Annotated in this window: 20 protein-coding genes; 6 read left to right on the top strand and 14 right to left on the bottom strand. The window is 69.1% G+C overall.

Translation table 11 applies throughout. The features are described 5' to 3' along the window. Positions 1–95: 95 nt before the first annotated feature. The gene (locus QH290_RS35685) at positions 96–1238 is read right to left on the bottom strand and encodes a questin oxidase family protein (protein WP_280387807.1); all 1143 of its coding nucleotides are present in this window, start codon (positions 1236–1238) and stop codon (positions 96–98) included. Positions 1239–1296: 58 nt separating this feature from the next. Here QH290_RS35685 and QH290_RS35690 point away from each other — a divergent pair, with 58 nt between their 5' ends. The 3 genes from QH290_RS35690 to QH290_RS35700 are packed head-to-tail and all read left to right on the top strand — an operon-like array spanning position 1297 to position 2388. Beyond that, positions 1297–1779 carry a MarR family winged helix-turn-helix transcriptional regulator gene (locus tag QH290_RS35690; protein WP_280264466.1) on the top strand — a complete coding sequence of 161 codons (483 nt, stop codon included), beginning with the start codon at positions 1297–1299 and terminating at the stop codon, positions 1777–1779. Positions 1780–1822: 43 nt separating this feature from the next. Beyond that, positions 1823–2062 (top strand): type II toxin-antitoxin system ParD family antitoxin, encoded by a 240-nt coding sequence (locus tag QH290_RS35695; RefSeq protein ID WP_280387809.1) that lies wholly within the window; start codon positions 1823–1825, stop codon positions 2060–2062. Next, entirely contained in the window at positions 2059–2388 is a 330-nt protein-coding gene (locus QH290_RS35700) for a type II toxin-antitoxin system RelE/ParE family toxin (protein WP_280387810.1), read from the top strand. Before QH290_RS35695 ends, QH290_RS35700 begins: the two co-directional genes overlap by 4 nt. Before the next feature lie 14 nt (positions 2389–2402). Here the strand turns inward: QH290_RS35700 and QH290_RS35705 are convergent, their stop codons facing one another. The 8 genes from QH290_RS35705 to QH290_RS35740 all read right to left on the bottom strand — a co-directional run bounded on the left by QH290_RS35705 (position 2403) and on the right by QH290_RS35740 (position 12567). After that, positions 2403–3503: an amidohydrolase family protein gene (locus tag QH290_RS35705; protein WP_280387812.1), complete on the bottom strand. Its 1101-nt coding sequence runs from the start codon at positions 3501–3503 to the stop codon at positions 2403–2405. Between the two features lie 21 nt (positions 3504–3524). Next, positions 3525–5096, bottom strand: a complete 1572-nt coding sequence (gene ffh / locus QH290_RS35710; protein ID WP_280387814.1) for a signal recognition particle protein — start codon at positions 5094–5096, stop codon at positions 3525–3527. Between the two features lie 65 nt (positions 5097–5161). Continuing rightward, positions 5162–5473, bottom strand: a complete 312-nt coding sequence (locus QH290_RS35715; protein WP_280269052.1) for a hypothetical protein — start codon at positions 5471–5473, stop codon at positions 5162–5164. A gap of 191 nt (positions 5474–5664) precedes the next feature. Next, positions 5665–8124, bottom strand: coding sequence for a [protein-PII] uridylyltransferase (locus tag QH290_RS35720; RefSeq protein ID WP_280387816.1), 2460 nt, complete (start codon positions 8122–8124; stop codon positions 5665–5667). Positions 8125–8348: 224 nt separating this feature from the next. Beyond that, positions 8349–8687, bottom strand: coding sequence for a P-II family nitrogen regulator (locus tag QH290_RS35725; protein ID WP_280269050.1), 339 nt, complete (start codon positions 8685–8687; stop codon positions 8349–8351). 4 nt (positions 8688–8691) lie between these two features. Then, on the bottom strand, positions 8692–10038 hold the full coding sequence (locus tag QH290_RS35730; RefSeq protein ID WP_280269049.1) for an ammonium transporter: 1347 nt from the start codon (positions 10036–10038) through the stop codon (positions 8692–8694). 297 nt (positions 10039–10335) lie between these two features. Then, positions 10336–12066: a signal recognition particle-docking protein FtsY gene (gene ftsY / locus QH290_RS35735; RefSeq protein ID WP_280387818.1), complete on the bottom strand. Its 1731-nt coding sequence runs from the start codon at positions 12064–12066 to the stop codon at positions 10336–10338. Between the two features lie 93 nt (positions 12067–12159). Then, positions 12160–12567 (bottom strand): RpiB/LacA/LacB family sugar-phosphate isomerase, encoded by a 408-nt coding sequence (locus QH290_RS35740; protein ID WP_280387819.1) that lies wholly within the window; start codon positions 12565–12567, stop codon positions 12160–12162. Positions 12568–12741: 174 nt separating this feature from the next. Here QH290_RS35740 and QH290_RS35745 point away from each other — a divergent pair, with 174 nt between their 5' ends. Beyond that, entirely contained in the window at positions 12742–13131 is a 390-nt protein-coding gene (locus QH290_RS35745) for a DUF2237 family protein (RefSeq protein ID WP_024806481.1), read from the top strand. 88 nt (positions 13132–13219) lie between these two features. On the opposite strand, the gene QH290_RS35750 is transcribed toward QH290_RS35745, so the two are convergent. Beyond that, on the bottom strand, positions 13220–13681 hold the full coding sequence (locus QH290_RS35750) for a putative glycolipid-binding domain-containing protein (RefSeq protein WP_280269046.1): 462 nt from the start codon (positions 13679–13681) through the stop codon (positions 13220–13222). A gap of 103 nt (positions 13682–13784) precedes the next feature. Between QH290_RS35750 and QH290_RS35755 the strand changes: the two genes are divergently transcribed. Then, a complete protein-coding gene (locus tag QH290_RS35755) occupies positions 13785–14381 on the top strand; it encodes a hypothetical protein (RefSeq protein ID WP_280269045.1) in 597 nt (198 codons plus the stop codon). Positions 14382–14504: 123 nt separating this feature from the next. Here the strand turns inward: QH290_RS35755 and QH290_RS35760 are convergent, their stop codons facing one another. Beyond that, positions 14505–15299: a TetR/AcrR family transcriptional regulator gene (locus QH290_RS35760; protein ID WP_280387821.1), complete on the bottom strand. Its 795-nt coding sequence runs from the start codon at positions 15297–15299 to the stop codon at positions 14505–14507. A gap of 99 nt (positions 15300–15398) precedes the next feature. On the opposite strand from QH290_RS35760, the gene QH290_RS35765 reads away from it, so the two are divergent. Further along, the gene (locus tag QH290_RS35765) at positions 15399–16298 is read left to right on the top strand and encodes an NmrA family NAD(P)-binding protein (protein WP_280269043.1); all 900 of its coding nucleotides are present in this window, start codon (positions 15399–15401) and stop codon (positions 16296–16298) included. 52 nt (positions 16299–16350) lie between these two features. Here QH290_RS35765 and QH290_RS35770 read toward each other — a convergent pair whose 3' ends face one another. The 3 genes from QH290_RS35770 to QH290_RS35780 all read right to left on the bottom strand — a co-directional run bounded on the left by QH290_RS35770 (position 16351) and on the right by QH290_RS35780 (position 17599). Beyond that, complete coding sequence (locus QH290_RS35770) at positions 16351–16710, bottom strand: DUF4254 domain-containing protein (protein ID WP_280269042.1); 360 nt, start codon at positions 16708–16710, stop codon at positions 16351–16353. A gap of 46 nt (positions 16711–16756) precedes the next feature. Beyond that, positions 16757–17170: a hypothetical protein gene (locus QH290_RS35775; RefSeq protein WP_280387823.1), complete on the bottom strand. Its 414-nt coding sequence runs from the start codon at positions 17168–17170 to the stop codon at positions 16757–16759. A 72-nt stretch (positions 17171–17242) separates the two neighbouring features. Beyond that, on the bottom strand, positions 17243–17599 hold the full coding sequence (locus tag QH290_RS35780) for a winged helix-turn-helix transcriptional regulator (protein WP_280269040.1): 357 nt from the start codon (positions 17597–17599) through the stop codon (positions 17243–17245). Positions 17600–17667 lie beyond the last annotated feature (68 nt).

Genomic DNA, 17667 nt, shown 5'->3' on the forward strand with positions numbered 1-17667 from the left:
CGAGGACGGTCGTCCATTCTGCCAGACCACCCCCGACCCGAAGAAATCGCCCCGGGACCGACGCGGGCCGGTCCAGTGGATTCCGGTCCAGTGGATTACTGCCGGGCCGTCGCCCCGCGGAACCTGACCTCGACCGCCGAGCCGCCGGCGGCGTCCGGGCGCTCGATGCGCTGCTGGGCGATGTCGACGGCCCAGGCGTAGCGGGGATCGGGGCGCAGGGCGTGTTCGCGCAGGCACGCCTCGGTGAATTTGATGACATGCTCGTCGCGGTGGTCGACCGCCCGCGCGATCAGTTCGTCCCAGGCCGGGGGCTGCGCCTGTCGCGCGCGGTCCAGTGCGTCGTCCTCCCCCGCGGGGCTCGTGGTGACCATCATCAGCAGGGTGACCTGGGCCTGCCACAGCGCGGCGACCGTCGGCTCGTGCAGCTCCGGTGGCAGGTGCGGCAGGACCAGCCGCGCCGCCGCCGGTGCGGTCACACCGTGCAGCAGCGGGATGGGAAACCACGAATCCGTGTGCGCCACACAGACTCCCGCGTAGTGCGCGGTCATATCCGACAGCAGCCGGTCGGTGTGGTCGGGCGCGAGGGTGTCCAGCGCCTCGGCATATCCGGACATCGAGGACGGGTTCCGCATGCGGGTCAGCCCTTCCTGCGGACTGCCGACCGGCTGCGGCAACCGGCCGACGGCGGCCACCGCCGCGGGCACCGCCAGCTTCCCCACCAGCCGCCCGCGTCCCGGCGCATCGATGAACCGCGCGGCCCAATACCCCAGCCCCCGGGCCAGCTCCCGCACCTGCAGCGGGGTCGGCCGGTCGGTGGCGCCGAGCCCGCGCACCGCGTGGGCGGTGCGAATCAGCCCGTGCGTCAGTCCGGTCATCGGCCCCGGCAGCAGCCGCGGCCACCAGCGGGTCAGGACCGCCTGCCAGCCCTGCTCCGCGATCTCCCGCACGAACAGCTCCTCGAAATCCCCGGCGCGGCCGATATCCCCCAGCGCCGCACGCCAATCCGCCTCGTCGGCCCCGTCGAGACGCTGATACGGCACCGGCGGCTCGTGATGCGGGGCCGCGCGGCGATACACCCGCACCCATTCCGGAATCACCTCGCCGTGGCCCAGCACGGCGAGCGCCTCGGCGGCCATCGGGCCATGGTTGGCCAGGTCACCACCCCCGAGGTTGCGTTCGTAGCCGAGGTCGTCGAGCCGTTCCAGCGCGTCGTTCACGGCATCGCGGTACGTGGTCATCGCAACCTCACTTCGGATATACGAACTATTTGTGTATCCGAAGATATAGGATGCGGTGGTGCCCGACAAGACCAGCGCCCCAAGGGTTCCCAGCCGTACCGAGATCACCGAGATCATCGGGTTCCTCCCCTTGATCGCGGCGTTCTTCGCCAAGGCCCACGCCGATATGCCCGCCGAGTACGAGGAGGCGTTCGCCGGGCTCACCAACCGGCACGGGGCGGTCTGCGTTCAGCTGGTTCCCGAGGAGTCGCTGAGCGTCGGCGAACTGGCCGCCCGGATGGGCCTGGCCCTGTCCACGGTCAGCGAACTCGTCGGCGACCTGGACCGCGCGGAATGGGTCAGCCGCACCCCCGACCCGTCCAACCGCCGCCGCACCCTGGTCCGCCTGCGCCCCGAAAAACGCCACCACATGGAGACTTTCGTCGCCCGCCGCGCCGAACCACTCCTCGACGCCCTGACAACCCTCACCCCCACCGAGCGCGACGGCTTCGCCGCGGGCCTCCGCGCCTGGGCCCACGAAATCCGCACCTGGCGCGCCTGATCTGGCGTTGACAATCTTTGCCATAGCCGAATACTCTTTCAAGATGAGCACCATGAACATCTCGCTACCGGATTCACTGAAGGCGTTCGTGGAACAGCAGGTCTCCGAACGCGGATACGGCACCAGCAGCGAGTATGTGCGCGACCTGATCCGCCGGGATCAGGACCGGATGGCGCTGCGTAATCTGCTCATCGAAGGGATGGGTTCCGAACTCACCGAGCCCGCCGATGAGACATACTTCGATAACCTGCGCGGCCGGATCCGACGGCGGCCACAGGAATGACCATCAAACCCGTAATCCCCCGCGCGCGAGCGGCCCTCGATGTCGAGGCAGCAATCGATTTCTATCTCGCCACCGATGCCGAACCACCCGCATTGGGACTGATAGACGCGCTGCAGGCCACCTACCGGCTGATAGGCATGCACCCGGGAGTCGGTTCGCCGCGATTCGGCCATGAACTGGACATTCCCGGACTGCGCAGCCGCGCTCTTGCCCGGTTTCCCTATACGGTCTTCTATCTCGAGCGTGAGGACCATGTGGATGTCTGGCGCGTGTTGCATCAGAGCCGGGACATTCCGGAGCTGATGCGGGGGCTCGACAAGGAGTAGCCGCGGGCGGAATCTCAGCGGTGGCCCGTGACCGGGTCGCGGCGGCGGTGTACGCGCCCGCGCAGAACCACGAATGCCGGGGCGGCGAGGATGTGCGGGGCGGTGCGTGGGTCTTCCTCGTAGACGACGAAATCGGCGGGGGCGCCGGGTTCGATGCCGGGGCGGCCCAGCCATGCGCGTGCCTCCCAGGAGGCGGCGCCGAGGGCCTCGCCGGGGGTCAGGCCCGCACCGGACAGCGCGTCGATCTCGTCGGCTATGCGGCCGTGGCGGATCGAGCCGCCCGCGTCGGTGCCGGTGTAGATCGGCACGCCCGCCTCGTGCGCGGCGGCGACCGTCTGCCGGACGCGGCGGTGCAGGTCGCGCATGTGGGCCGCGTACAGCGGGAATTTCGTTGCGCTGTCGGCGATTTCGGGGAAGGTATCGATATTGACCAGCGTCGGGACGAGGGCGGTGCCGTGGTGCACCATCATCCCGATCGTTTCGTCGGTCAGCCCGGTGCCGTGCTCGATGCAGTCGATACCGGCGCCGAGCAGGCCCGGCAGGGCGTCCTCACCGAAGACGTGCGCGGTGACGCGGGCGCCCTCCCGGTAGGCGGCGTCGATGGCCTCCTTCAGGACCGCATCGCTCCACAGCGGTGCCAGATCGCCCACCGACCGGTCGATCCAATCGCCGACGATCTTCACCCAGCCGTCGCCGAGCCGGGCCTGTTCGGCGACGATCTCCGGCAGGTCGCGCTCGTCGTCGAGTTCGATGCCCAGCTCCCGGATGTAGCGCTTGGGCCGCGCGATGTGGCGACCGGCGCGGATGATCTTCGGAAGGTCCTCGCGCTCGTCGATGAACCGGGTATCGATCGGCGAACCGGCATCGCGCAGCAGCAGCGCCCCGGCATCCCGCTCGGTCTCGGCCTGCGCGACCGCCCCCTCCCGATCCTCGTGTCCCCCGCCGTACCGGATCCCGACATGACAGTGCGCATCCACCAGCCCCGGCACGATCCACCCACTGCTACACAGGGTTTCGGCATCGCCCACCGGCTCGAACGAGATCGTGCCGTCGTGCACCCAGAGATCACGGACCTCGTCGCCGGGAAGAACAACTCCCCGCAAGTGCAGTCGCATATCGCCTTCCGGGGAAAGGATCTAATTCTTCGGGAAGTTCAGCTTGGACAGGTCGATACCCTCGAGCCCCGGCGGGAGTTCGTCGAGCCCCGACGGCATGCTCGACAGGTCCGGCATGCCTGCGGGCATGCCACCCGGCATCCCGGGCATGCCCGGGAATCCGCCGCGCATCTTCGGCGGCGTGGGCCCGCGGCCGCCCTTCTTGCCCTTCTTCCCCTTCTTGCCCTTGGCATTTCGGCGGCCACCGCCCGGCATGCCCATCTGGCGGCCCATCTGCGCCATCATCTTGCGGGCCTCGAAGAAGCGGTCGACCAGCTGGTTGACGTCGGTGACGGTGACGCCGGAGCCGTTGGCGATGCGCAGTCGGCGGGACGCGTTGATGATCTTGGGGTTGGCCCGTTCGGCGGGCGTCATGCCGCGGATGATGGCCTGCACCCGGTCCAGCTGCTTGTCGTCGACCTGGGCCAGCGCGTCCTTCATCTGACCTGCGCCGGGCAGCATACCCAGCAGGTCGCCGATCGGGCCCATCTTGCGGATGGCCATCATCTGCTCGAGGAAATCCTCGAGGGTCAGCTCGCCGGAGCCGATCTTGCGCGCGGCCTCCTCGGCCTGCTGCTGGTCGTAGACCTGCTCGGCCTGCTCGATCAACGTGAGCAGATCGCCCATGCCGAGGATGCGGCTGGACATGCGGTCGGGGTGGAAGACGTCGAAGTCCTCGAGCTTCTCACCGGTGGACGCGAACAGGATCGGCTCGCCGGTCACCTCGCGCACCGACAGCGCCGCACCGCCGCGCGCGTCGCCGTCCAGCTTGGTCAGCACGACGCCGGTGAAACCGACACCATCGCGGAATGCCTCGGCGGTGGTGACGGCGTCCTGACCGACCATGGCGTCGAGCACGAACAGGGTCTCGTCCGGCTGCACCGCGTCGCGAATGCCCGCGGCCTGACGCATCAGCTCCTCGTCGATGCCCAGGCGGCCCGCCGTATCGACGATGACGACGTCGTATTGCTTCTGCCGCGCCTCCTCGACACCGGCGCGCGCGACATCGATGGGGTCCGAGGCGGTGATCCCCAGCGGATTCTCGCCGCCACCGATCGAGGTGCCCGGATGCGGCGCGAAGACCTGCGCGCCCGCGCGCTCGCCCACCACCTGCAGCTGCGTGACGGCACCCGGCCGCTGCAGGTCACAGGCCACCAGCAGCGGCGTATGTCCTTGGCCCCGCAGCCATTTCGCGAGCTTTCCGGCCAGCGTCGTCTTACCGGAACCCTGCAGACCGGCGAGCATGATCACCGTCGGCGGGGTCTTGGCGAACCGCAGCCGCCGCGTCTCCCCGCCGAGAATTCCGACGAGTTCCTCGTTGACGATCTTGACGACCTGCTGCGCGGGATTCAGCGCCGCCGAGACCTCCGCGCCCTTGGCGCGCTCCTTGATCTTGGCGATGAACTGCCGGACCACCGGCAGCGCGACGTCGGCCTCGAGTAGGGCCAGGCGGATCTCGCGCGCGGTGGCGTCGATATCGGCCGGTGACAGACGCCCCTTGCCACGCAGATCACTGAGGGCACCGGTCAACCGGTCGGACAGGGATTCGAACACCGATCGCGCTCCTGGTATCTCGACGGACGTCACTCGACATACCAGGGTATCGGGCTGCCGTTGCGTTACTCCAGCGACCGCCGTCGCGGCCGCGGGGCCTGCCGGATGTCGTGGTCCTCCGACGCCACCATGTGCAGCGCCTCGCGGGCGGTCAATCCCAGCTCCAGCGCCATATTGTCGAGCATCGCCCATTCGGCCGCGGTGAGCTCGTGGTCGGTGACGGTCGATGCGATCGTCATGGCCGTCACCGCCTGCTGCCCCGTGAGCGTGCGGCCCGGTAGCCACGAAACCACCCAGCGGTCTCCGCCGACGCAGCGCGCGATGTGCCGGGTCATATCGCTGGTCATCATCGACGCGGATACGACTTCAATAGCCACCGACCTGCTCCCCTCATGCTTCACGCCAAGACAGGTACTGCGACGGACGAAACAGCCGGAAGAACTCCAAACGGTTCCGATACTAGAGTGGCCCGTGTCACACCCGATACAGGTTGCCGCAAGTCGCACGCAACGATCTGGTTAACCAGCAAACATCGGGTTTGCCCGGCAAACCCCAACGGGGCGATCGATCAGTAAATCGCCCAGGACTCGGCACCGCTGTCCGTTTCGGCCGGTTTCTCCGGTTCCGGTTGCGGAACGACCGCCAGCAGCGCGGCCTCGATTCCGGCGCGCCGCTCGGCCGTATCCTCGTCGCCGAGATCCAGGCAGAACGCGTCGACCACGGCCGAACCCATGGTGACCACCTTCGCCCAGAGCACGTCGACCCCCGCCCCGGCGAGGGCGGCGGCCAACCGGCTGAGCAGGCCGATCCGGTCCTCGGCGCGCAGTTGCAGCAGCACCTGGCCGGGGGCGCCGGATTCGGTCCAGATCAGCCGCGGACGGGCCTGGGCATACGGATTCGCCCGCGCACCCGCATCGCGTTCCTTCTTCGCCAGCCCCGCAGCCAGATTCAGATCGCCCTTTACCGCGCGGATCAGCTCCTGACGCAGCAGCCCCGGATCCGGCGGATCGCCGAACATCGGTGTCACCACGAACCGATCGATCGCGGCGGCCCCGGAACCGCCCAGGTCAGCCGACAGCACCCGCAGCGAATGCAGCGCCAGCACCCCGGCGGCGTCGGACAGCAGGCCGGGCGTATCGGGCGCGATAACCGTGACGACGTGGGTGTAGCGCCCGTCGCCGGGCACCAGCTCGACGTGCACGCCACCGGCCTTCGCCTTCTCCAGCAGGTCGCCGGAGATCGGATCCGGTTGCGGCAGCGGCTCTCCGGCCATCACCAACCGGCAGCGGCGCACCAGCTCGCCGATCAGAGAGGCCTTCCAGTCGCCCCACACGCCTGGGCCGGTGGCCAGCGAGTCCGCCTCGGCCAGCGTATGCAGCAGCTCCAGCAGCTGTGGGTCGCCGCCGAGCGCGTCGACGACCCGCTGCACGGTCTCGGGATCGGCGAGGTCGCGCCGGGTCGCCGTATCGGGCAGCAGCAGGTGGTGGCGGACGACGGCCGACAGCGCCCGCACATCGGCGGGCCACAGCCCGAGCCGGCGGCCGATCTGCGTCGCCAGGTCGGCGCCCACGATGCTGTGGTCCTCGGGGCGGCCCTTGCCGATGTCGTGCAGCAACGCACCCAGCAGCAGCAGGTCCGGACGCGATACCCGGGTGCTCAGGCCGCTGGCGTAGGCGACGGTCTCCACCAGGTGGCGGTCCACGGTCCAGGTGTGCTGCGGATCGCGCGGGGGCAGGTCGCGCACCGCGCCCCATTCCGGAAACAGCCTGCCCCACAACCCCGTTCGGTCCAGCGCCTCCACCGCATCCACCGTGCCCCGGCCGGCACCGAGCAGCACGAGCAGATCGTTGAGCGCCTCCCGCGGCCACGGCTCGCGCAGCTCCGGCGCGTCCTCGGACAGCCGGTTGAGCGTGGTCGCCGCCATCGGCAGCCCCGTCTGCGCCGAGGCCGCGGCCACCCGCAGGATCAGGCCCGGATCCTTCTGCGGGCGGGCATCGCGCGCGAGCACCACCTCGCCGGCGTGTTCGACCACCCCCTCATCGAGTGGTCGGCGCACCGGCATGCGGCGCAGCCGGGCCAGGCCGCGCCGCGGCAGCGCATTGCCCGCGGTCCGCAATCCGACATCGACCGAATAGCCCACCGTGCGCGCGGCGTCGCTGAGCGTGCGGGCCAGGTCGAACCGGTCGCCGATGCGCAGGGCCGCGCCGATCTCGTCGGCGTCCTGGGCGCGCAGCTGCTCGCGGGAGCGGCGGGCGACGCGATGCAGTTCCGTGCGCACGTCCAGCAGGCGGCGGTGCGCCTGCTTCAGACCGCCGCCGGGAACGTCCGGGCCGAGCCCCGGCATGGCATCGGTCAGCTGGGCGATGGCGAGGGCGTCCAGCAGCTGGATGTCCCGCAGCCCGCCGCGGCCGTTCTTCAGATCGGGCTCGGCGCGATGGGCGATCTCGCCGCTGCGCTTCCACCGGAGCTGTGCCTGCTCCACCAATTCGCCGAAGCGGGAACGGATTCCGGTGCGCCACTCCCGGCGCACGCCGCCGATCAGCAGGTTGCTCAGCTCGGTATCGCCGACGATGTGCCGGGCCTCGAGCATGCCGAGGGCGGCGGTCAGATCGTCGGCGGCCACCCGCAGCGCCTGCGGGACCGTCCGCACGCTGTGATCGAGCTTGATGTGGGCGTCCCAGAGCGGATACCACAGCCGATCGGCGATCTCGGCCACGCGCTCGGGATCGACGTCATCGTGCAGCAGCACCAGGTCCAGGTCCGAGTAGGGCAGCATCTCCCGGCGCCCGAGCCCGCCGACCGCGACCACCGCCAGGCCGCTGTCGCGGGTGATCCCCAGTTCGGCGCCCTTGCTCGTGAGCCACAGATCGTGCAGGTCGACCAGCGCCTGGCGCAGCGATTCGGCATCCAGGCGCGGATGGCGGGTGTCGCCGCCGTCGAGCAGTTGCTCCCGGGCCCGCACCAGATCCGTTGCGCCGCCCGGTGTTTCCTCTCTCGCCTGCCTACCCACAACCACCACCCAATCCATGTCCCGCACCCTGCGTGCGGAACGACCCGTGCATCCGCCCGGCCCGGAGCGGGCCGGATCGCATGCGCGCGGCCCCGCCCCCACCTGTCCGGCCGGGGGGGGGCCGCCGTGCGCTGCTGTTCGCTGCGGCGGGGGCGTGTCGCCTGCCGCAGCCGATATCGGCGAGAGCGAGCCCTACGCGGCCGTGCGGAACTGCCGCTCCCGCCGAATCATGTGCCGCGTTCCTACAGCGCGTCGGCCCCGCGTTCGCCGGTCCGGACCCGGATCACCGACTCGACCGGGCTCACCCAGACCTTGCCGTCGCCGATCTTGCCGGTGCGGGCCGCCTCGACGATCACCTCGACGACTTTCTCGACGGAGGCATCGTCCACGACGACCTCGACGCGAACCTTCGGCACGAAGTCGACGGAGTACTCGGCCCCGCGGTAGACCTCGGTGTGCCCCTTCTGGCGCCCGTAGCCCTGCACCTCGCTGACGGTCATGCCCAGCACGCCTGCCTGCTCCAACCCGCTCTTGACGTCCTCGAGCGTGAACGGTTTGACGATTGCAGTGATCAGTTTCATTGCGTCATGCCTCCTTGACGGCCGTACGTGCCGTGCCACCCACAGCAGCGAAATCGTATGCCGTTTCCGCGTGCTCCGACTCGTCCATCCCCTGGAACTCGGCATCTTCGTTCGCGCGCAGGCCGATGGTGAACTTGATCGCCAGCGCGATGATCGCCGTGGCCACGCCGGAGAAGATCAGCACCGCGAAGGCGCCGACGGCCTGCTTGCCGAGCTGGTCGAAGCCGCCGCCGTAGAACAGGCCCTCGACCGCGGCGGGCGCCTCCGAGGTGGCCACCAGGCCCACCATCAGGGTGCCGACCAGGCCGCCGACCAGATGCACGCCGACCACGTCGAGCGAGTCGTCGAAACCGAACTTGAACTTCAGGCCCACCGCCAGGGCACACAGCGCACCGGCGACGATGCCGATGGCCAGGGCACCGACGACATTCACCGAGGAACACGCCGGGGTGATCGCGACCAGTCCGGCCACGATGCCCGAGGCCGCGCCCAGCGAGGTGGGCTTGCCGTCGCGGAACTTCTCCACCAGCAGCCAGGCCAGCATGGCGGCCGCGGTGGCGATGGTGGTGGTCACGAAGGTGGCGCCCGCGATGCCGTTGGCGGCGGTGGCCGAACCGGCGTTGAAGCCGTACCAGCCGAACCACAGCAGACCGGCGCCGAGCATGACGAACGGAAGGTTGTGCGGGCGCATCGGGGTCTTGGGCCAGCCCTTGCGCTTTCCGAGCACGATCGCCAGCACCAGGCCCGCGATACCGGCGTTGATGTGCACGGCCGTGCCACCCGCGAAGTCGATCGCCTTCAGCTTGTTGGCGATCCAGCCGCCGTGCTCGCCGGTGATGCCGTCGAAGGAGAACACCCAGTGCGACACCGGGAAGTAGACGACCGTGGCCCACACGCCCGCGAACAGCAGCCAGGAGCCGAACTTCAGGCGGTCGGCGACCGCACCCGAGATGAGAGCGACGGTGATGATCGCGAACATCAGCTGGAATGCCACGAAGACCGACAGGGGAATGCTGCCCGCGATCGGCACCGAGGCAGGGGCGGCCGGATCGGTGGTGGCCAGGTAACTGCCGCCGAAGACCGACTTCAGGCCGAAGTACTGCGTCGGGTCGCCGAACAGGCTGCCCTTGTCGTCGCCGAAGGCCATCGAGAAGCCGTAGAGCGACCATAGGACCGTGATCAGGCCCATCGCGCTGATGCTCATCATGATCATGTTGAGCACGTTCTTGCCGCGCACCATGCCGCCGTAGAAAAACGCCAGGCCTGGAGTCATCAGCAACACGAGTGCCGAGCTAGCCAGCATCCATGCGGTGTCCCCGGTGTTGGGTTCACCGATTACGGGAAACGCCACCTTGTTCCTCCTCATCTCGGGCCCGGCCGATTACGGCGAACGAGCCTGACAAGAAGGTTCCTCAGTCGGTGTTTCCGCCGTGACGCGGCGATGTTTCCGCTGGGTGAACGGATGAACGTGCATTGTTGCCATCACGTTTCGTGATGTTCACCACTGTACGGACCTCGCGGCGATCGACTCGGGGCTGTGAGCTTCCGGACTCGGGTATGCCGTGGTCAGCCCGGCAATCCGGGAAAACCACCCGCCGGATCCGAGGCCCGCTCAGCTCGGGCCCTCCCCACCGAACCGACCGGAATGTCAGCCGAGGAGGGCGTCGACGAAGGCGCCGGGCTCGAAGGGCGCGAGGTCGTCGGCGCCCTCGCCCAGGCCGACCAGCTTCACCGGGACGCCGAGTTCGTGCTGCACCTGGAAGACGATGCCGCCCTTGGCGGTTCCATCCAGCTTGGTCAGCACCACGCCGGTGATGTCGACGACCTCCGCGAACACCCGCGCCTGGGTGAGCCCGTTCTGGCCGACGGTGGCGTCGAGCACCAGCAGCACCTCGTCGACCGCGGCCTTCTTCTCCACCACTCGCTTGACCTTGCCCAGCTCGTCCATCAGGCCGGTCTTGGTGTGCAGGCGGCCCGCCGTGTCGACCAGCACCGCGTCCACGCCGTTATCGATACCGGTGCTGACCGCGTCGAAGGCCACCGATGCGGGATCGGCGCCCTCGCGACCGCGCACGGTCTCCGCGCCGACCCGCTCTCCCCAGGTCTGCAGCTGGTCGGCGGCGGCGGCGCGGAAGGTGTCGGCGGCGCCGAGCAGGACCCGGCGGCCGTCGGCCACCAGCACGCGGGCCAGCTTGCCGGTGGTCGTGGTCTTGCCGGTGCCGTTGACGCCGACGACCAGCAGGATCGACGGATGGTCGTCGTGCGGGAGGGCCCGGATCGAGCGATTCAGCTCCGGGCGCAGCGCCTCGACCAGCACGTCGCGCAGCACCTGGCGGGCCTGTTCGTCGGTGCGGACGCTGCGCGCGGCCATTTCCTCGCGCAGCCGCTGCACGATCGCGGTGGTGCTGGCCGTGCCGAGGTCGGCCATGACCAGCGTGTCCTCGATCTCCTCCCAGGAGTCCTCATCGAGATCGCCGCCGCCGAGCAGGCCGAGCAGGCTCTTACCGACCGCGTTCTGCGAGCGCGACAACCGCCCGCGCAGCCGGGTGAGGCGCCCTGCCGTGGGCTCGATCTCCTCGAGCTCCGGTGCGAGCGTGGAGGTTTCGGGTGCGGTGGTTCCGGGACGCGCAGTCTCGGGTGCTGCGGTTCCGGCAGATGCGGTGGTCCCTGGCGCGGTCGGGCCGGTGGTTCGCCCCGGCGCGGTGCCCGGCTCAGCGGTATCCGGCGCGGCGGCGCCGGACGCGGCAGTCCCGGCGCGGTCGGCGCCGGGCGCAGCGGTATCACCCGTGGCGGTGTCCCCCGGCGCAGCAGTTCCAGCGGGAGCTGTACCAGCGCGGTCGCCGGGGGCGGCGGTGTCACCCGGCGCGGCAGTTCCGGCGGGAGCGGTACCGGCGCGGTCGCCGGGGGCAGCGGTGTCGCCCGTGGTGGTTTCCGGCGCGGCGGTTCCGGTCTCGATCGTCGCTGTCGAAGCCGCGGCGTCCGTCGGCGCATCGGCGGCGGCGACCTCCTCGCCGACGATCTCCTGCTCGAGCGCGGCCTCGGCGGTGGGCTCCGGGAGGCGGACGTCGGTGATGGTGCGGCGCGCCGAGTCGCGCGGGACGGCGGCATCGTCGCCGATGTGCGGCTGGCCCTCGTCGTCGGTCCGCTCGAGCGGCGCCGGTTCCTTCTCCCGCTCCGCGACGCCCGTCCCGGCGCCGCCCTGACTGAAGCTGAATCCACCGGCCGCCTTGTACCCGCCCGACTTGTCGGTCAGCTCCTTCTCGGGAGCGGCCGGGGTCAGCGTCACCCGGCGGCGTTTGTACAGGACAAATCCGGAAACGAACGCCACCAGCAGCACGGCGGCGATCGCGGCGATCAGAATCCAAGCTTGCGCAGTCACGCCCCCATCCTTTCAGAACGGGGGGTAACGCCTGCGGGGCGGCGGGGACGTGGCGCGTCGACACGCCGGGTCCGTGGCGCCGTGAACGTGAACTCAGCCGAGGCGGGTGTAGTTCCCGGCCTCGGACTCGTCCGGCGACGTGGTGAGGAACGCGTCCAGCATTTCCTCGGCGAGGGCGGGCGAGGTCAGCCGCAGGCCCAGGGCCAGCACGTTGGCGTCGTTCCACTTCCGCGCGCCCTCGGCGGTGCCGCGATCGGTGCACAGCGCGGCCCGCACCCCCGCGACCTTGTTCGCCGCGATCGAGACTCCGGTGCCGGTCCAGCAGCACACCACCCCGCGGTCGGCGACGCCCCGCGCGACCGCCTCCCCCACTGCGCTGCCGACCTCGGGCCAGGCGATGTCCTCGCCGACCACCACCAGATCGTGCCCCTGGGCGGTCAGCCAATCCTTCATATAGCGAGTCAGATCCGTGGATTCATCGGTACCGAAGGCGATCCGCATACTACGAGGGTACGGTTGGCCCCACGCCCACTAACACACCGCGAGGTTACTCAGCGCCAGGACACGCCGCACGGACGGTTGTCGACCCCGTCAACTACCGACCGGTCTGCTCGTCTGCGCACCACGCGGCGGAAGGCGCGGCGAATCCGACAGCTAGACAATAGGATCGGCGACGTGACCGATCGAAATGTGCTTGGGGGACCGCTGGAGGAGTGCGGCACCGATCCTCTCACCGGCTTCTACCGGGACGGGTGCTGCAGCACCGGGCCGGAGGACCTGGGCAGCCACACGGTGTGCACTGTCGTGACCCAGGAATTCCTGGAACACCAGAAGTCGATCGGCAACGACCTGATCACTCCGCGCCCGGAGAACAACTTCCCCGGCCTGCAGCCCGGCGACCGCTGGTGTGTCGTCGCGGTGCGCTGGCTGCACGCCCACGAGGACGGCGTCGCGGCGCCCGTCGTGCTGGCCGCCACCCACGAGAACGCGCTCGAGGTCGTCCCGATGGACACGCTGCGCAAGTACGCCGTCGACGTCCCCGACGACGTCAGCGACCTACTCTGAAGCCCGCGCGTCCGGCGCCGTCTCGCGCCTGGTGCACGACCCGCATAACGCGATTGCGCGGTCGGCACCCGCCTACCGCTCCCGCCCGTCATTGCGGCGCGGGATGCACCCGGGCCAGGTAGTCGTGGTAGAGGACGACGAATCCCTCGTCGTCGACGTCGATGTCCGATTCGTAGTCACCCGAGCTGAACCGGACGGTACGGCCGCCCTGAGGTACGTACCGCTGGGATGTGCGCGTGGCCTCGAGGCTCGGGACCGAGACGAACCGCATCGTGTAGTCGCGTGGCCCGGCACCGGCGGACAGCAGCCCGTCCCGCACGATCGGCAGCGTGTTGAAGAACGCCGAATGCTGGAGATCGAAGTAGTCCGCCCCGCCCAGCCCGTGCCGCACCGGCCCCGCGCCGATATCGACAATCAGCTCGGAACCCTCCAGCACCCAGCGCAATTCGTACACCAGCCCGACCTGAGTCCCCCGCGCTCGATCCAAGCCCTCGACCTGAACGATCTCCATCCGCGGCTCATCGAGCCCCTGCCACACGAAGGTCCGCACGCGCCAAGGCTAGCGGCAACGCACCGCGGCAGCGGCGCCGCCAGTGCCCGACAACGGGTCTGCACCGGTCACGGAGTCACCGGGCCGAATCGTTCAGGGCCGATTGCGGAGCGGATTCACCAAACAGGACGTCTACGCCGACGCGCACGGCATAACCTACGGCAACGACAGCATGCGCTGGGCGGATGTGGAGTGGTTCGGATACTCGCTGACTCGTCAGTTTTTCGAGCATCGGCTCTACGGACTGGTCAAGATTCACACCTCCGAGGTGGGAAGTTCCTTCAGATTCACGGTCGGGCGCGGGGCGTACCGGAAGTCGCGCGGCATCCCGAAAGGGCCGGAGATCCCCTTCCTCTTCCTCAACGACGACCACCGGGAGGTCGACGAGATCTGGAGCGGCCTGGTCGATTTGGCGCAGCAGCACCTGCAGCCCCGGCTTCTCGCGCAGACGCTCGACGCGATCCGCGCAGGGCAGCCGGTGACCGTCGCGAACGAATACACCGTGGACGCAAGGGGATTGAGCTACCCGCGCCTGAAACGGGCATACGCCTGGTCCGACATCGAGGTCTCGGTGCACGGCGGCTCGGTCTGGTTACAGCCGATCGGCCGCCCGGCACGAGAAGGGCTGGAGATGGTCGCAGGCTTCCCCAACGCAACCTTGATCCCACACCTCTACGCCGAGCTGGCAACACATCGGTGAACGCCCGCCGGTTCGTCGGGTCGTTCGAGATCGAGCAGGAGCAACGAGACGAGTAGCTCGGCCGCGAGCGCGACCGAAGTAGCCGATTGTGGCCGCGTGGCCTGTTGTGGCCCGCACCATATTTCACTGTGTAGCTATCGACTGCTCATGGCGCGTGGTTGCGGTGCGGCGGCGGTGGGCCTTTTGGCGGCAGGCTGGGGAGCAGTAGCGGGCGGGGCGGCCGGTGGGGGAATGGTGGAGTGGGGTGCCGCAGATGGGGCAGGGGGTGGGGCGGGTTTCGTTACGTGAGGTGGTTTCGTTACGGTGGGTGGGGCGGGTTCGGGATTTCGTTACGGTCCCTGACGGGGGTGTGCGCATGGCCTCCAGTAGCAAGGTGACCGGCCGGGCGAGTGTGTGTGATCCTCCCGAATTTCGCTGCATGGCAACGCATCCGGCGAAGATGGCCAGGATGTCGGGCAGTGTGAGGTCCGCGTGGATCGAGCCGTCGCGCTGCGCCGCGATCAGGAGCGACTCCAGGGCTCGGCGGAACCGCTCCCCTGCGTCGTGCAGCAGCTCTCGCGGCCATCCGTCGTCGGATTCGAGGACGTCGCACAGCGCCTTGTTGCCCGGTGTTCTGGTCACCACGGTGGTGCAGAACTCCAGGAATGCCGCACCGGGGTCGGGCGCATTCCGGTACCTCAGAGCCAGCGCCGTGAGACGGTCGATACGTTGCTGGACAACGGCTTCCACCAAGTCCAGCTTGGCCGGAAAATGCCGGTGCACGGTGCCGGTACCGACACCCGCGCGACGCGCGATCTCGGCGAGTGAGACCGAGGTGCCGTGTTCGGCGAGGGCTCGCTGGGCGGCGGTCAGGATCAGCGCGCGGTTGCGGCGGGCATCGGCGCGGGTGGCCGGTCGCGGCGGCGAGGGAGCATTCATTTCGTTACGGAGCCTCTGTGCGCTACTGGCAGAACGGAAATGGGTGTCCTACCGTCCGAATACGGGTCATTCAACCCGGATTCTACCGAAGGAGCACCGATGTCCGACCAGCACGATCTCATCCTCGTCACCGGCGCCACCGGCCAGCAGGGCGGCGCGACCGCGCGTCACCTGATCAGCGCCGGGCACAGGATCCGCGCGCTGGTCCGCGATCCGGAGTCGACCGCCGCGCAGCGCCTCGCGGCATCCGGTGCGGAACTGGCCGTGGGCGATTTCGATACTCCCGACAGCATCGCGGCCGCCGTGGCCGGTGTCCGCGCCGTCTTCGCCGTTCCGCCCGCCCCCTTCGGCCCGCGCGGCTGGGACGACGATCTGGAGGCCGAGCGCGGCACCCGGCTGGTGGAGCTGTCCCGGCGCGCGGGCGTCGACCACTTCGTGTTCACCGGGATCGGCTCCTTCCGCGGCGATGTGGGGCGCCTGTCGACGGGCAAGAAGCGGATCGAGGATGCGGTGGCCGCCAGCGGGATGCGGTACACGCTGCTGCGCCCGGTGCGGTTCATGGAGAACTACCTGGCGCGTACGGGTCTGCTCGACGGAATCGACAACGGCGTCAACCGCCATGCGTTCGCGCCGGACCGCCCCGTGCAGGTGATCGCCGTCGACGATGTGGGCGTTCTCGGCGCTCTGACGCTGGCGGATCCGAACCGGTTCGACGGCCGGGTCCTGGAACTCGCGGGAGACGAGGTGACGCCGCTGGACGCCGTGGCGGCGATCAGCCGCACGACCGGGCACGAAGTGCGCTACCGCCAGATCACCGAAGCGGAGGCCGCCGCCCTGCCCGAGCCGATCGCCACCACGGTGCAGAAGCTGATGAAGACCGGCTCCGGCTGGCAGGCCGACATTCCCGCGCTGCGCGAAATACACCCCGGCCTCCACACATTCGATACATGGCTGGCCGAAACCGGTGCGGCGCAATTGAAGTCGATGCTGGACAACTGACGTAGCTTGGATACCGCCTACCAGTGATCGAAAGTATCCGGTAGGCGGCGATTTACGCGCTCGACCTCGTCTTCAGATCCTGGTAGGCATCGGCCAGGTCGGTGAGAACGGCCGTGGCGTGGCCGAATTCGTCATCCGACGGATCGGCCAGGCGCAAGTACGCCTGCACACTCAGCTGGGCAAGACGATCGACGATGCCGCCGATGGTTTCGGCGTGCAGGCGTGCGCCTCCGTGCGGCACCGGGGGATGCAGCGCAGCCCATCGGTCGATCTCCAGCATCAGTTTCGTCCGATGCCAGTCGATTCGCTCCAGCGTCGTGGTCGTCGCCGCACGCCTGCGCTCCTCGTGCAACTCGGCGAGTTCCCCGGCGGCATCGAGGACCGGGACACGGCCGACTCGGCGGGTAATCAAACGAACCCGTTGCCGTACAGCCTCGTTGGATCGGAGCTGGAGGCCGTCAGCTGGCCGGGGTCGGTGTGCAGTCGGGCTGGAATGGGTAGCAGGGGCGTCGGGGTGGGGGTGGTGGTTGGGCGGGTTCGGTGGCGGGTGGGGAGACCCGGACCGTGGGGGTTGCCGGGGCGGACGGGTCCCTGTCGCCGAACAGGATGATCCCGACGAGCACTATGAGGCTGAAGACGATGAGCCCGCCCAGCACCAGCACCGGCGCGATGCCCGCCAAGGCCATGACCGGGATTCGCCGTACACGTCGGCGCGGCGGCCGCGCGGGACGGATGTCTCCGTACCGCTTCATGGCGCCGTAATCCATCGTGGCGTGCCTGCCCAGTCGCGAACCCCGGCCGCTGGGCACCCGCCTGGTGTGCGGCGCCACGTACCTACCACCCCGCATGTGATCCCGTACCCGTCGCGCCATGCCCGCCATTATCGCAGCCGTCACCGACAGGGATTCGAATATGTTGCGCTACCGAATGTTTCGTGCGGTAAGTCATCGTCCTTCGCCGGACGGAGCGACGGCCTCATCCATGAGATGCGCACGGCCCCAGGCTTCCAGCGGAAGCAGCGCGTCGTTGAGCTTCTCGCCCAGCGGGGTCAGCGAGTACTCGACACGCGGCGGCACCTCGTCGTATACCTCGCGATGGACGATCCCGTCGGCTTCCAGTTCACGCAGTTGCGTGGTGAGGACCTTCTCGGTGACGCCCGGAACCTGGCGGCGCAGTTCACCGAAACGGTGGGGGCGTTCGCTCAAGGGCCACAGGATCATCATCTTCCACTTGCCGTTCAAAACCGACAGTGTCGCGTCGAGTCCGCACGTGTACGCACCCGGTCGGCGTGTGATCGGCACGACCAACCCCTTCCCTTTCGCTTACCCGAAGGTACGTACCCACTTCCGTGTGCGTACTTGATCGCCCC

The sequence above is a fragment of the Nocardia wallacei genome (assembly GCF_029869545.1).
In the GTDB taxonomy this organism is placed as follows: domain Bacteria; phylum Actinomycetota; class Actinomycetes; order Mycobacteriales; family Mycobacteriaceae; genus Nocardia; species Nocardia wallacei_A.